Origin of the sequence: Chryseobacterium sp. KCF3-3 (genome assembly GCF_045865955.1) — a bacterium.
In the GTDB taxonomy this organism is placed as follows: domain Bacteria; phylum Bacteroidota; class Bacteroidia; order Flavobacteriales; family Weeksellaceae; genus Chryseobacterium.
The window spans coordinates 2554973-2569035 of record NZ_AP035792.1; the positions used below are offsets into that span (position 1 = coordinate 2554973).

Consider the following 14063-nt stretch of genomic DNA (forward strand, 5'->3'; position numbering starts at 1 on the left):
AAGAATAATACGGATTCAAACCTTATAGGTCTCGAAGATCTATAAGGTTTAGATAAGTTTATTAAAAAGATTAATCTAAGCAAAAAGTAAAAAACTATATGGAAAAGTTAAAAAACTATATCTACGGACAATGGGTAGAAGGTACCGGAAGCGGAGTTCCTTTGTACAATGCCGTTACAGGAGAGCAGGTAGCTGTTTCCGATACAGAAGGGCTGAATTTTGAACAAGCTCTTGACTACGGAAGAACCGTAGGATATAAAAACCTTTCTTCAATGACTTTCTACGACCGTGGGGAAATGTTGAAAAAAGTAGCTCTTTATCTGTTGGAAAGAAAGAAAAAATATTACGATTTATCATACAAAACAGGAGCTACCCACGTTGATTCATGGGTGGATATTGAAGGAGGTTTCGGAACTTTCTTTACCTACTCCGGACTGGCAAAAAGAATGCTTCCCAATACTTCATTTTGGGTAGATGGTGACACTCAGAAGATTTCTGCTAACGGAACTTTCTTGGGAACGCATATCTTAACACCTAGTGAAGGAGTTTCTGTACAGATCAATGCTTATAATTTTCCGGTATGGGGAATGTTGGAAAAACTATCCACTTCCTTATTGGCTGGTGTTCCTTCTATTGTAAAACCATCTCCTTTCGGATCTTACCTTACCAATGCGGTATTTCAGGATATGATTGAAAGTGGAGTATTGCCTGAAGGAGCTGTTCAGTTAGTGTGCGGAGAACCAGGAAATATCTTAGATTATGTACAGGATGGAGATTCTGTATTGTTCACGGGCTCAGCCAATACAGGAAGAAAATTAAAATCACTTCCATCTATTGCAGGAAATGCGGTTCGTTTCAATATGGAAGCAGATTCCCTGAACTGTTCAATTCTTGGATTGGAAGCAAAACCGGGAACACCTGAATTCGATCTGTTCATCAAAGAAGTTCGTAACGAAATGACTACAAAAGCAGGACAGAAGTGTACTGCGATCAGAAGAATCATCGTTCCTGAACACTTAATTGGTGATGTTCAGAATGCTTTGTCTAAAGCTTTAGATCAAACAAAAATCGGAAACCCATTAAGCAGAGAAACCAAAATGGGATCTTTGGTGGGAAGACAGCAGTATGAAGAAGTTCTGAGAAAAGTAAATATTTTAAAATCAGAAACAGAACTTGTCTATGACGGAAAACACGAACTGGTAGATGCTAACTATGAAAATGGAGCATTTATGAGTCCGAAATTATTCCTGAACGACAAGCCTTTCGAAAAAAATATCTCTCACGATGTAGAAGCTTTCGGGCCGGTATCTACATTAATGCCGTATAAAGATGCTGAAGAAGCGGCTGCATTGGCAAAAAGAGGAAAAGGAAGTTTGGTAGGATCTATCATTTCTCATGACGAGAACTTTATCGCAGAAACTTCATGGAAAATGGCTTCCCAGCACGGAAGAATCTTTGTACTGAACAGAGATAATGCTAAGGAAAGTACAGGTCACGGGTCACCACTTCCGACATTAATGCACGGAGGTCCTGGTAGAGCTGGTGGTGGAGAGGAAATGGGCGGACTGAGCGGTCTTCATTTCTTCCTACAGAAAACAGCAATCCAGGGATCACCGGATGTGTTGAAAGCAATTACTAAGATCTATCAGCAGGGAGCGGAGAAAAAATTCTCAGACAAGCATCCTTTCCAGAAATATTTTGAGGAAGTAGAAGTAGGAGATTCTTTAGAAACTGCGGGAAGAACGGTTACTGATGCAGATATCGTGAACTTTTCCAATGTTTCATGGGATCATTTCTATGCTCATACAGATGCCACAAGCTTAACAGGTACTATCTTCGACAAAACGGTTGCTCATGGATATTTCATCCTTTCAGCAGCAGCAGGATTATTCGTTTCAGGTAAAAAAGGACCTGTTATTGCTAACTATGGATTGGAAGAATGCAGTTTCTTCAAACCTGTATATGCAGGAGATACCATTACTGTTTATTTAACAGCAAAAGAAAAAATCAACAGAGGAGTAAAAGGCAGAAATATTCCTTCCGGTGTTGTAAAATGGCTGGTTGAAGTAGTGAATCAAAGAGATGAGGTAGTTTGCGTGGCAACAATCTTAACATTGGTGGCAAAACAATCTCCTTTCATCGATCTGAATGTGAAAAACGTTCAGAAAATACTGAATGGACTGACAGAAACCACACCTTCTCTTTGGGGAAAAATGTCTCCACAACAAATGATAGAACATCTTGAGCAGGCCATACTGGTGAGTTTTGGAGAGCCGGAAGCCGAAAAATGCTATACTCCGGAAGAAAATCTTGAAAAATGGCAGGATTCTCTTTATAACCACAGAGCAATGCCAAAAGAATTTACAGCTCCTTTCCTTCCACAGGATGGCTCACTTCCTGAACTAACACACAAAAATCTGGAAGCAGCAAAACTGTCATTCATAGATAATGTGAAGAAATTTGTAATCTATTACAAAGAAAATCCACAGGCAGAACACATGAATTATGTTTTCGGAAAACTGAATAAAGAAATGTGGGAATTGATGCACAAAAAGCATTTTACCCACCACTTCCAGCAGTTTGGATTGATTTAATTCAGGAAAATATAAGTTTGAAATCCCTTTCAGTAATTGAAAGGGATTTTTTAATGGATGATTATCCTTGTCAAGGTTTTAAACCTTGACAAGGATGTTGGTTGATTTTAATGTATTTTATTTCAGTTATTTTATTTTTATTTGAAAAATTATTAACTTTAATAGGCGAAATCCGAAAAGCATATAGAGTAGGAGAGAACATCAAAACAAACCACTATGAAAAACTTAAAAAAACTTTCAAGACATGAGTTGAAATCTCTTAAAGGTTCCGGACCAAACTGGTCTTGTGCCCTTAATCCTTGTCCTCCCGGAAGCTGTTGTCTTCCTGGAAGATGGCCTGATATTGCCAGAGCATGTTATATATGTGCTGATTCTTAGATTTTTTTCACTTAAAACAATACATAAAGCTGCTGTTCCTCAGGATTGGCAGCTTTTTTATAATCTCTTCTTCAGCTTAAAATATCCAAATATTAAAAGAGGCAAAGCCAATATCTGGAACAAAAAAACAAGCAGCGACGAAATTCCCTCAAGATGGTTCTCATTAGCTTTTATAAAGAGTTGTTTACCTAGCGGACCGTTTGAAAATACAATAATATTAAACAAATTCCAACCAAAATGCAGTGCAATAGGCAGGTACAGAGATTTTGTTTTAGCGAAAGATACTGCCAGCATCCATCCAAAGATGGCGGTCATCCCAAAAATAATTCCCATCTGAAAAGGATTTCCGAATGCGTTATAAGAAAACCAGTGGTAGACTCCGAAGCAGGCAGCAGATAAAAGACAGGCTTTTGTAGTTCCCCATTTTTCAATAGCAAGGTAAAGCAGAGCTCCTCTGAAAAGTAACTCTTCAAATAATACAGACTTCAGAACCCACCATATCCCCATCAATGCAGCGGATAATGTAAGTTGCTTATTCAGAATCCAGCCATTATTGATGAATGCTGTTGTCATGATATGATAAAGACTGCAAATGGCAGTGGCTAAAAGAAAACCTATTCCAAAATAGATTAATCTTGTTTTGCTGGGCTTGAATCCTAAAACAGAAAGGTCCTTATTTACCGTGAACTTAAGGAGAAGCCATGAAATGATAAGCTCAATGATAATTCCAATCATAGGTTAAAAGTTTTTAGTTGAGTGAAATTGCTATTTCATTGAGAACGAATTTAATAAAAAAAATAACATGCATTAAAACTTGGGAATAGGATGATAAAATATGACGATTAAGTTTCTTTTTGATTAATAATTTATTTAAATGAATAATTAAGTTTTAATAGATTCTTAGTTTCAACTTCTTCTTTCTCTTGTAAAAAAGTACTAATTTTAAAATTCAATCATAAAATCAAGAGCAATGAACGAAAGCTGGATACAAAAATGGGAAGAAGTGAAAAATATTCTGGTTTGTCCTACAGATCTGGAAATATATTTTACTTCTGATGAAATTCTGGGGCAGAAAATGGAGGTGATGGAAATCGGAAATGTTTCTCTTCCTTCCGGAAAAGTGGTGGTAAGAGATCCGCTGGTGTCTTTAAATGCCAATCAATCACCTTATTTTATTCAGGCTCCGAAAGGAAATTTTCCTGTAACTATTGCTGTAGTAAAATCTGAAGATTGGGGAAATAGATATGCTGTTGTAAAAGTTGAATTTACCAAAGAAAAACCTGTTGTTTATAGAGAAGCCTTAGTTGGGATTGAAGAGTTGGAAGGGGTAACTGATGAAGATTTTTTTGGCTTTGAGGTAGATGCTGGTTTAGGTTGTATCGCGGATAAAGAAGTACTTCCTTTTGTAGATCAATTTGTTGATGAAATAAATGTCGACAATGTTTATGATGATTATTTTGCAGGGCTTTTCTCCCAAAGCTATAAAGATTATCCCAACAATCAGAGAGAAGCAGGAGACTGGATCAACTGGACGGTTCCTGGTACCAACTATCAGATTCCGATGTTTGCTAGTGGCTTTGGTGACGGCAGCTACCCTGTTTATTTTGCTTATGATAATAACGGAGAGATATGTGGTTTATACATTCAATTTATTGATATTGAATTGGCTTTAAGTGAAGAAGATGAAGAAGATGATCTTGACGACGATCAACCTGAAAACTTTATTTTTTCTAAAAACTAAATATGAATACAACTTTTGCAGACCATGTTATTACGTTCAATGAAAACCTGAACTATACGGGAAATTTACCTGAAGGTTTTGATGTTCTGAATCCATATCTTGAAAACCCTGAAACATTAATGGTAATGCAGAAGTTTTATCATAAATATTACAATGATTCATCTCAAAGAAAATTTATCATTGGAATCAATCCGAGCCGCCATGGAGCAGGAGTCACCGGTGTTCCGTTTACCGATACCAAAAGGCTTGAAAGTATTTGTGGTATAAAAATGGAATCTGCCCACACTCATGAAGTTTCTTCTGTTTTCATGTATGATATGATTGAAGAATATGGAGGTGCCGATCTTTTTTACAAAGATATTTATATCAACTCTCCATTTCCGTTGGCTATTGTGAGAAAAACAAAAAATGGTTGGTTGAATGCCAATTATTACGATGACAAAAAGCTCTTCGACGCTGTAAAGAATTTTATGATTGATTCTTTAAAGAAACATATCAGTCTTAATCTTGATACATCAGAAGTCTTTGTTCTTGGTAAAAAAAATGCCGATTTTATTTCAAAATTAAATAAAGAAGCAAAATTGTTCGATAAAATGACTGTTCTTGAGCATCCAAGATATATCCAACAGTACAAATTGAAAGAAAAGCAGTTTTATATAGACAAGTATATTCTTGCATTGAAAAAATGAAACATCGAGAGGATGTGATTTCTATGATTGTATGTGTTGTTTTTATTAAATTGTGCTTATGAATGTTTTTCCTAAAGACACAACTTTTAAATACAGCTGGCGAACTTATCAGAAGAAAATTTTAGACAATATGGATGACTATCTCCACGATAATCATCTTCATATTTCGGCTCCTCCTGGTTCTGGAAAAACGGTTCTGGGATTAGAAATGATGTTGAGACTTGGTGAACCAACATTGATTGTTACTCCCACGCTAGCAATCAAAAACCAATGGATTCAGAGATTTTGTGAGCTTTTTCTGGATACGGAAACTGTTCCTGAATGGATATCTTCTGATATTAAAAATCCTGGAATTATAACTGTTACCACTTATCAGGGTATTCATTCTGCTTCTGGAATAGATGAACAAGACGAAGATCTGATAAAAAAATCTTCAAGAATCTCAATTGCAGAAATCATTAAAAAGCTAGAGAAGCAAAAAGTGGGGACTCTTATTTTGGATGAAGCGCATCATTTGAAAAATGCTTGGTGGAGAAGCTTAATGGAATTGAAAAATAGAATTAGTCCTAAAGTTGTTGCTCTTACTGCAACACCTCCTTTTGATGTTTCTGGTTCTGAATGGCAAAAATATATTCAGCTGAATGGTCCTATTGATGTAGAAATTTCTGTTCCTGAATTGATGATTGAAGGAGATCTTTGTCCTCATCAGGATTTGGTTTATTTTACTTCACCCTCAAAAGAAGAGGAGAGGAAACTTGAATACTATCATCATCAGGCAGCCACATTTTTCGAAGAAGTTCAAAATGATGATACGCTACTTGAAGCTTTTGAACAGCATCCTGTTTATCAGCATCCAGCTGTGCATTTGGAATGGATTTACGAAAACATATCATCATATACTTCGGGACTTGTTTATCTTCATTTCAGAGGAAAGGAGATTTCGGATATTCATTTTAATATCATTGGAGATCAGCAAAAATATGTTCCTGAATTTGATTTCTTCTGGATGGAAGAACTTCTTGATTTTTATCTTTTATTGGATGATGCTAATTTTAAAAAATATGAAGAGCATCGGACAGATCTTGGGAATAGGCTCAGAAGATTGGGGTTTCTTGAACAAAGAACAATCAGTTTTTATAATAGTAAAAATGTAAATCAGATTCTTAATTCAAGTATAGGAAAACTTCAGGGCATAAAGGAAATTGCAGATTTTGAGTTTTCAGTTCTTAAAGAAGATCTCAGAATGGTAATTCTCACGGATTTTATTAAAAAAGAATATCTGAGCAATAGCACCGAGAATATAGTAAGTCTTGATAAAATTGGAGCGATTCCAATATTTGAAAAACTTAGAAGAGAAAATTCGCAAAATAAAAAAATAGGTATTCTTACAGGTAGTTTGGTGCTCATACCTTCGAGTGCAAAGGATCTGTTTGATCAGTTTTGTGTAAAAAAGAGCATATCTGGAGTGTCTTTTTCTGCCCTCTCTTATGATCAGAATTATTTGATAATTAGTCTTACAGATCAGATAAAGCATGATGTGGTTCATATAATAACTGAGATTTTTCAATGTGGAGGAATTCAGGTCTTAATTGGGACAAAGTCTTTGTTGGGAGAAGGTTGGGATGCTCCCAAAATGAATAGCCTTGTGCTGGCCAGTTTTGTAAGTTCTTTTGTGCTCTCTAATCAAATGAGAGGAAGAGTTATCAGAACAGATAAAGATAATATAAACAAAACAGGAAATATCTGGCATCTTATATGTTTTGATTCCTATGATATTGGTGGAGGACAGGATTTCAGTAATATAAAGAAAAGATTTAAAACTTTTGTTGGTATTTCCTACAAAGATGAGGTTACCATTGAAAATAATTTTGAACGACTCAATATTAAAACGATAGAACGTAAAGAAGAATTACCGGAAATCAATCAGATATTCTTTGCATGGGCAAAAGATAGAACTGCTCTTGCTGAGCGATGGAAAACAGCTCTTGATAAAGGAAATGTTTTGGTGGAAGAAATTGAAGTCCCTTCAGTGAATATGACAGGTATGGGGAAAATGCGGATGGATTATTTAGGTAAAATGAGCGGAAACTTTGCAAAGATAATGGTGTCATCCATATTGCTATTTTGGCAGGATCTTCTGATGGGGCTTCTCCGAAATGTTGATGAAATTAATTCTATAAAAAGTTTTTCATTACTGGTTTCTCTATTTGGGATTGCAGGTGTTGTTGTGTATGGTGGGAAACTGTATAGATCTACAAAACAATATTTAAGATGTAAAGATGTTGGGAGGCAGTTGAACTCCCTTGCTGAAGTAGTTTTGTATGGATTACTCTATGAAAAAGTAATACGAACCTCTATTGAAAAACTTCGAATTGTAAGTTCTTCAGACAAAAATAAAAATGCATTTTGTTATTTGGAGGGAGGAAGTCAATATGAAAATGCCCAATTTATACAAACTTTACAGGAACTGGTATCCCAAATAGATAACCCAAGATATCTATTGAAACAAAAAAGAGGTTTATTATTTTTGAAAAAAGATATGTACTATCCTATACCCGAGATTTTTGCAAAAAATAAAAAAAGTGCAGAATTTTTTAAAAAACTATGGGATAAAATGATAGGAAAATCTGAGCTGATTTTCACAAGAACTATCGAAGGGCGTAAAATTTTATTAAAATTGAGATTCCAGGCTTTACTCAATAGAAACGGAAGGATAGAACATCTCCACAAGTGGACCCGATAAAATGACAAAATCCCTTCGTCGAAAGGGATTTGTCATTCATGAATTAGAATCTTTGTGGGAATATGGAACTTGTGAAATTTCTTATTTTTAGTTTTTAATGACTTTGGTAGATTCTGTTGCTGTTTTAATAATATAAACTCCTTTTGGAAGCTCTGAAATATTGATTTCATTATTTCCCTTTTGAGTTTGTATCGTTTTCAGAATTTTACCATCAAGACCATAGATTTTAGCTTCACTGGCTTTTTCTGTAGTAATAGAAATAGGCCCGTGGGTTGGATTAGGATAAACAGTCAAGTCTTTTTTAATGCTTTTAGCTTCCGAAGTACCCAATACCAGATTACTATCTTTTACCCAGGTGAAAGCATCCAAACCTACATATCGGAAAGCTCCGTTGGCTGTGATTTGTAACTCATCTATCACAATGTTTGAGTAGTTCTGACCATTTAAGTTGGTAAGATCAATTAAGGTGTATCCATTCGTGCTGCCTAAACTGGTTGCAAATCCGGTAGTTTTTGTTTGGGTAAATTTTGTTACTCCGCTTAATTTTCCGGTTATAGTCAGATTTCCTGTTACATTAAGGTCCAGGTTCAATGCAGAAAGATACATCCAGAATCTGTTTACTTTAAATAAATTAGAAGTGGTTTTTATACTAAATGATGGCGGAGATTGAGTATCGTTGGAATTATCAATATATCTGTTATCATTAGCTGTTCCGCTCCAGCCAGTTCCCGGGAAATTTCCCTGAATATCAAAAACACTTACATGTGAAATGATATTGAAAATGACTCCATTATCGGTGAAGCTTGTACTTCCGTTCGATTCTGTCTCAAATTGTTCCGTACTGGTCTGCCCGAATGAGAAAATTGAAATGAGCAGACTACAGATTGTTAAAAAAGTAGTGCTTTTCATGATTTTTGTTTTAAATGTTAGGTTATTGTGTAGATATTAATCTCTTGGAGGATAAATACCTTCAACACAAATGATATAATTTAAACCTAGATAAGGAGGCATATTATTCACAGGCAGATTTTGTCCTATGAAGGCAATACTTTGATTATTAATAATCGTATCAGGGTTAGCATCATTCACAAAACTCGGTACAGCATTGAAATCTCTTCCTACTTGTGTACCTGAGATGGCAATTGTTGAAGTGGCTGTAGGAGTAGATGAATTAGCATTCTTATTTGCTACTTTAAGCTGAAATCCTGCACCTACACTTGGAAGGTTGGATGCTAAAAGTGTATTTTGTGTAGTTCCGGATACTACTCCCAAAGGATAAAATTGGTTCGCATTTACATTCCCTGCGCCTAAAGCCATACGCCCTTTTAAGTTAGGGAGAGCGAAAGTAGTAATACCGTCTCCACCATACGTTGTTCCTAAAATAGAGAATAAGGCAGAATTTCTTGAAATGCTTATTAGACTTCCGTCGCAAAACATCCAGCCTCTAGGTGCGAAATTTCCTGCAAATAATTTTACAATTCCAATGTACTCTTCCATGATGATTTTTTTTTAGTTTTTAAATTTCTTACTCTTTTACAGGCTTTTCAGAATCCGCCTTTTGATTATTTATTCTCAGTTCAAAGGAACGATTAATAGTAGGGTGGTGCTAGAGTAGAAAATACCAAATTAAAAACTCCGTATTTCTACGTAATAGATGGTGTGAAATATGCGGGTTTAAAAAGAAAATTTATACTTTAAGTTTCTCTGAACGAGCTGTATTTCGTATTTTTGTAACAATCCAATAAAAATAAAAATGAGCGAATTTGTAGCATCAGAAATTAAAAATAATATTGCCGAAATCACTTTCGGAACACCCAAAAGTAATTCTCTTCCGGGAGCAATTTTAGAAAAGCTGGCAGAAACTATTCTTGAAGAAGGAGCAAAAGATGAGGTGAAAGCTATTTTAGTAAAAAGTGCAGGTGAGAAAGCTTTTTGTGCAGGAGCAAGTTTTGACGAACTCTTAGCAATTGAGGAACTGGAAGCTTCCACGAAATTTTTCGGAGGTTTTGCTAAAGTTTTAAATGCAATGAGAAACTGCGGAAAAATTGTAGTGGTAAGAGTTCAGGGAAAAACAACTGGTGGAGGAGTTGGAATTGCTTGTGGAGCAGATTATTGTTTTGCTACTAAAGATTCAGCGCTGGCACTTACTGAAATCAATCTTGGAATCGGGCCTTTTGTAATTGGGCCTTATGTTGAAAGAAAAATAGGTAAGTCGCAATTCTCTGCAATGGCAATTGACGCAGACTTCAGATCTGCTGAATGGGCTGAGCAACATAATGTTTATCATTCCGTTTCAGATACAATTGAGGAAATGGATGAAAAACTAGAGAAGTTTTTACAGACTTTAGCTTCAAGAAGCAGCGATGCTCTAACGCTAATTAAAAAAGTTTCTTGGGAAGGAACTGACCACTTCAATGAGTTAATGCCGGCAAGAATTCATATGAGTGCCAGTCTTATTCTTGAAGATTCTGCCAAGAAAAATATTGAGTCCATTAAAGAAAAATTAAGAGTGAAGTAATTTTTTTTATTGTTTTAAAAAATATTTTATCTAGATACTATGATCCGGGAAGCATTTGTTTTTCCGGATTTTTTATGCTTTATCATAATCTTAGATTCTTATGTTTTTTTCATAGAAATCTAGCATTTTCTATTGTGTTTTTTTAATTGTGTTATTTGTGTATTATTTTGGTTAATTATTCTATAGTGTCAATGAAATCATCTTTTTAGTTTTATTTTTTCATTGTTTTAACGTATTTTAAATAATTGTTTAATATTTTTAAAACTAAATTAACGTATTTTTAACTTATATTTTTAATTGATATTAAATAATGAGTTAAAAATATAAATCATTTGCATTTAATTTATTTAATTATCTTTTTTATTGCCTTTTTATTAATTTTAGTTACATATATTTGCATTCATACTGTTAAAATATGTTAAATATGAAAATGAAGTTAATATTGAGTACTGCTGTGTTGTTCTTTGTAGGAGGACACATGGTAGAAGCCCAAAAGGCTAAGCGCGACACCATACCGCAGGATACTAAGATTGATGAAATTGTGGTGGTTGCTTACGGAAGCCAGAAAAGAGAAACAATGGTTGGCTCCAATACTGAAGTAAAAGCAAAACAATTTGCCGATCGACCGATAACGAGTATCGGACAGGCGCTGGATGGTGCCAGTGCTGGTGTAAAAGTGAGTACGGGTACAGGGCAGCCAGGAAGCTCACCAAGTATCCAAATCCGAGGGATAGGTTCTTATGGTATTACAACAAATCCTTTATATGTAGTTGATGGTACGGTGTATACCGGATCGCTTGCTGCTATTAATCCTAATGATATTGCATCTTATAATATCCTGAAAGATGCTGCTTCTACCTCTCTCTATGGTTCAGCTGCAGCCAATGGTGTTATACTTATTACTACAAAGTCAGGGAGGAAAGGAAAAGATTCTTTTAACTTTAGCATGAGTACCGGAGCGGTGGGTAGATCAACCCCGGAATATGATAGGGTAGATGTGTATCAGTATTATCCTCTAATATGGGAAGCTATCAGAAATGGAAGATTTACATCTAATCCCGGTCTAGGGCTTGCTGCGGCTAATAATTATGCTTCTATAGTTTTGGTTACTGGAAATATACCATTCGGATCAGGGGTTCTCAAAACGAATGTATTTGACGTTGATCCTCATCAGTTGGTTATTGATGGAGTGTTAAATCCAAATGCTAAATTGAAATATACAGACTTAGATTGGCAAAAACCTTTAATGAATACGGGTTTCAGACAGAACTATGAACTGAATTACAGTGGAGGAAGTAATTCAACAACTTATTTTTCTTCAGTAGGATACACCAATGAAACAGGATATCTTATCAAATCAGATTTTGAGAGATTTACAGCAAGACTTAAAGTAGATTCTCAGGTTAAAAGCTGGTTAAAACTTGGAACAAGTATCAGTGGAGTATCTTCTAATGGAAATAATTCTGTGGATGGAGTTGATAATAATTCAGCTTATATTAATCCGTACAGGTGGACAAGAACAATGGGACCTATCTATAGTCCATATGCTCACGATCCTAACACATTTGCGACCCTCTATGATAATGACGGAAACATAGTGTATGATGCTGGAAGTGCCAGAGGGGCTGATGCGGCAGCAGGAAGAAATGTAATTCAGGAAACACTTTTAAATAAAGATCTTTCTAAAAACTATTACATCATTTCCAGAGCCTATGCAGAAATCAAAGTAGATCCTTATCTTACTTTATCTACTAATGTAGGATATGATATCCGAAATAACAGAAGAAGTACCTATGGAAATAAAATTATTGGAGATGCTGCTCCTGGAGGTTCAGCAGAAAAATATAGTTTTACAGAACAGACTTTCACCTGGAATCAACTCTTAAACTACAAAAGAAAATTTGGAGATCATAATTTTGAATTCCTTTTAGGACATGAAAATTATAAATTCATGTATGAATATCTTTATGGGTATAAAAAAGGTCAGATTGTAGATGGAAATGATGAATTGGTCAACTTTGTAACTCTTAGCTCTCTTCCATCATATACAGATACTTATACCAAAGAAGGAGTTTTTTCAAGATTGAATTATGATTATAAGTCAAAATATCTACTTTCAGGATCTATTCGTTGGGATGCTTCATCTAGGTTTGCCAAAGATGTAAGATGGAGTTCATTTTGGTCTCTTGGAGCAGGATGGAGATTAAAAGGGGAAGAATTTTTAAGTAATTCTAACCTTATCAGTGAGTTGAAGTTGAGAGGTTCTTACGGTGAAGTAGGTAATGATAGAACAGATAGTTATTATATGTACAAAAGTACCTATACACTAGGGTATAATAATGCTCAGGAACCTGGAATCCTTTTTGGATTTTTAGCAGATCCTACTATAACTTGGGAAACTAATAAGCAAACTGATGTAGGGATTGATTTCGGATTCTTAAATAATAGAATTACAGGTTCAGTAGAGTACTATAACAGGGTTACTGAAGATCTTATATTCCCTGTTCCTCTTCCTGTTTCTTCCGGTGTTCCAGGTAATACAATCAGCAGAAATGTGGGAACAATGTATAACCGTGGATTTGAATTCAGTATTAATGCAGACGTTATTAAGACTCAGAATTTCACATGGAATATCAATGCTAACGCTTCAACACTTAAAAATCAGATAACAGAATTGTCCAAGGGAATAACAGAAATTATTAATGGAACTAAGAAGGTTTCTGTAGGACATTCGGTGTATGATTACTGGTTGAGACAATGGTATGGTGTAGATCCAGCAGATGGATCTCCTTTATTTCTTGTTGCTGATACCTATGCAAATACAACAGCAACAGATATTAGAACAGTAAATGGAACTAAAGTGACAACGAATTTTAATAAAGCAAAGTATGATTATTCCGGGTCGGCAATTCCTGATTTATTTGGAAGCTTTGGAACATCGATTACTTATAAACAATGGTCACTATCAACTTTGTTTACTTATCAATTAGGTGGAAAGACATATGATTCTAACTACGCTGCTTTGATGTCTAGTTTCTCACAAGGAGGAGCTTTAAGCACTGATATTCTTGACAGATGGACAACTCCAGGTCAGATTACTGATATCCCGGCATTGAACTCTACGACCTATACAAGTTCTAATGCTGCTTCATCAAGATGGTTAGTGAGTTCAGATTTTATCACTTTCAGGCAGGCTACTTTAAGTTATAGTTTTGCGCCAGAGACATTATCTCAGCTTGGTGTATCCGGATTAAGGATCCTTGTTTCAGGAGAAAATTTATGGAGCAAAACGGCAAGAAAAGGATTAGAACCTGCTCAGGCGTTCAATGGTACTGCGTCAAACAGGTATACTCCGGCAAGAATTGTTACTATAGGTTTTAATGTGTCATTTTAAAAAAAT

At 35.3% G+C, this 14063-nt stretch carries 10 protein-coding genes; 7 read left to right on the top strand and 3 right to left on the bottom strand.

Annotation, left to right across the window (positions count from 1 at the left end):
* Window positions 1-98 precede the first annotated feature (98 nt).
* Together paaZ and ACKTTZ_RS11450 are read left to right on the top strand one after the other, a co-directional pair.
* On the top strand, window positions 99-2594 hold the full coding sequence (gene paaZ / locus ACKTTZ_RS11445) for a phenylacetic acid degradation bifunctional protein PaaZ (RefSeq protein WP_407848895.1): 2496 nt from the start codon (window positions 99-101) through the stop codon (window positions 2592-2594).
* A 216-nt stretch (window positions 2595-2810) separates the two neighbouring features.
* On the top strand, window positions 2811-2972 hold the full coding sequence (locus ACKTTZ_RS11450; protein ID WP_156106444.1) for a bacteriocin-like protein: 162 nt from the start codon (window positions 2811-2813) through the stop codon (window positions 2970-2972).
* 57 nt (window positions 2973-3029) lie between these two features.
* Here the strand turns inward: ACKTTZ_RS11450 and ACKTTZ_RS11455 are convergent, their stop codons facing one another.
* On the bottom strand, window positions 3030-3707 hold the full coding sequence (locus ACKTTZ_RS11455) for a CPBP family intramembrane glutamic endopeptidase (protein WP_034695831.1): 678 nt from the start codon (window positions 3705-3707) through the stop codon (window positions 3030-3032).
* Window positions 3708-3942: 235 nt separating this feature from the next.
* On the opposite strand from ACKTTZ_RS11455, the gene ACKTTZ_RS11460 reads away from it, so the two are divergent.
* The 3 genes from ACKTTZ_RS11460 to ACKTTZ_RS11470 are packed head-to-tail and all read left to right on the top strand — an operon-like array spanning window position 3943 to window position 8145.
* Window positions 3943-4713 carry a DUF4241 domain-containing protein gene (locus ACKTTZ_RS11460; RefSeq protein WP_407848897.1) on the top strand — a complete coding sequence of 257 codons (771 nt, stop codon included), beginning with the start codon at window positions 3943-3945 and terminating at the stop codon, window positions 4711-4713.
* A gap of 2 nt (window positions 4714-4715) precedes the next feature.
* On the top strand, window positions 4716-5402 hold the full coding sequence (locus ACKTTZ_RS11465; protein ID WP_034695832.1) for an SMUG2 DNA glycosylase family protein: 687 nt from the start codon (window positions 4716-4718) through the stop codon (window positions 5400-5402).
* 58 nt (window positions 5403-5460) lie between these two features.
* Window positions 5461-8145: a DEAD/DEAH box helicase family protein gene (locus ACKTTZ_RS11470; RefSeq protein ID WP_407848899.1), complete on the top strand. Its 2685-nt coding sequence runs from the start codon at window positions 5461-5463 to the stop codon at window positions 8143-8145.
* 87 nt (window positions 8146-8232) lie between these two features.
* On the opposite strand, the gene ACKTTZ_RS11475 is transcribed toward ACKTTZ_RS11470, so the two are convergent.
* Window positions 8233-9054, bottom strand: coding sequence for a T9SS type A sorting domain-containing protein (locus tag ACKTTZ_RS11475; protein WP_253316444.1), 822 nt, complete (start codon window positions 9052-9054; stop codon window positions 8233-8235).
* 36 nt (window positions 9055-9090) lie between these two features.
* Window positions 9091-9642 carry a phage tail protein gene (locus ACKTTZ_RS11480; RefSeq protein WP_051934321.1) on the bottom strand — a complete coding sequence of 184 codons (552 nt, stop codon included), beginning with the start codon at window positions 9640-9642 and terminating at the stop codon, window positions 9091-9093.
* Window positions 9643-9898: 256 nt separating this feature from the next.
* Between ACKTTZ_RS11480 and ACKTTZ_RS11485 the strand changes: the two genes are divergently transcribed.
* Both ACKTTZ_RS11485 and ACKTTZ_RS11490 read left to right on the top strand, forming a co-directional pair.
* The gene (locus tag ACKTTZ_RS11485; protein WP_034695836.1) at window positions 9899-10663 is read left to right on the top strand and encodes an enoyl-CoA hydratase/isomerase family protein; all 765 of its coding nucleotides are present in this window, start codon (window positions 9899-9901) and stop codon (window positions 10661-10663) included.
* A 424-nt stretch (window positions 10664-11087) separates the two neighbouring features.
* Window positions 11088-14057, top strand: a complete 2970-nt coding sequence (locus ACKTTZ_RS11490) for a SusC/RagA family TonB-linked outer membrane protein (protein ID WP_407848902.1) — start codon at window positions 11088-11090, stop codon at window positions 14055-14057.
* Window positions 14058-14063: the final 6 nt, after the last annotated feature.

What these genes read in the sequence shown, in the direction of transcription:
- paaZ (WP_407848895.1), top strand. Translation starts at nt 99, where the DNA reads ATGGAAAAGTTAAAAAACTATATCTACGGACAATGGGTAGAAGGTACC.
- ACKTTZ_RS11450 (WP_156106444.1), top strand. Translation starts at nt 2,811, where the DNA reads ATGAAAAACTTAAAAAAACTTTCAAGACATGAGTTGAAATCTCTTAAA.
- ACKTTZ_RS11455 (WP_034695831.1), bottom strand. Translation starts at nt 3,707, where the DNA reads ATGATTGGAATTATCATTGAGCTTATCATTTCATGGCTTCTCCTTAAG.
- ACKTTZ_RS11460 (WP_407848897.1), top strand. Translation starts at nt 3,943, where the DNA reads ATGAACGAAAGCTGGATACAAAAATGGGAAGAAGTGAAAAATATTCTG.
- ACKTTZ_RS11465 (WP_034695832.1), top strand. Translation starts at nt 4,716, where the DNA reads ATGAATACAACTTTTGCAGACCATGTTATTACGTTCAATGAAAACCTG.
- ACKTTZ_RS11470 (WP_407848899.1), top strand. Translation starts at nt 5,461, where the DNA reads ATGAATGTTTTTCCTAAAGACACAACTTTTAAATACAGCTGGCGAACT.
- ACKTTZ_RS11475 (WP_253316444.1), bottom strand. Translation starts at nt 9,054, where the DNA reads ATGAAAAGCACTACTTTTTTAACAATCTGTAGTCTGCTCATTTCAATT.
- ACKTTZ_RS11480 (WP_051934321.1), bottom strand. Translation starts at nt 9,642, where the DNA reads ATGGAAGAGTACATTGGAATTGTAAAATTATTTGCAGGAAATTTCGCA.
- ACKTTZ_RS11485 (WP_034695836.1), top strand. Translation starts at nt 9,899, where the DNA reads ATGAGCGAATTTGTAGCATCAGAAATTAAAAATAATATTGCCGAAATC.
- ACKTTZ_RS11490 (WP_407848902.1), top strand. Translation starts at nt 11,088, where the DNA reads ATGAAAATGAAGTTAATATTGAGTACTGCTGTGTTGTTCTTTGTAGGA.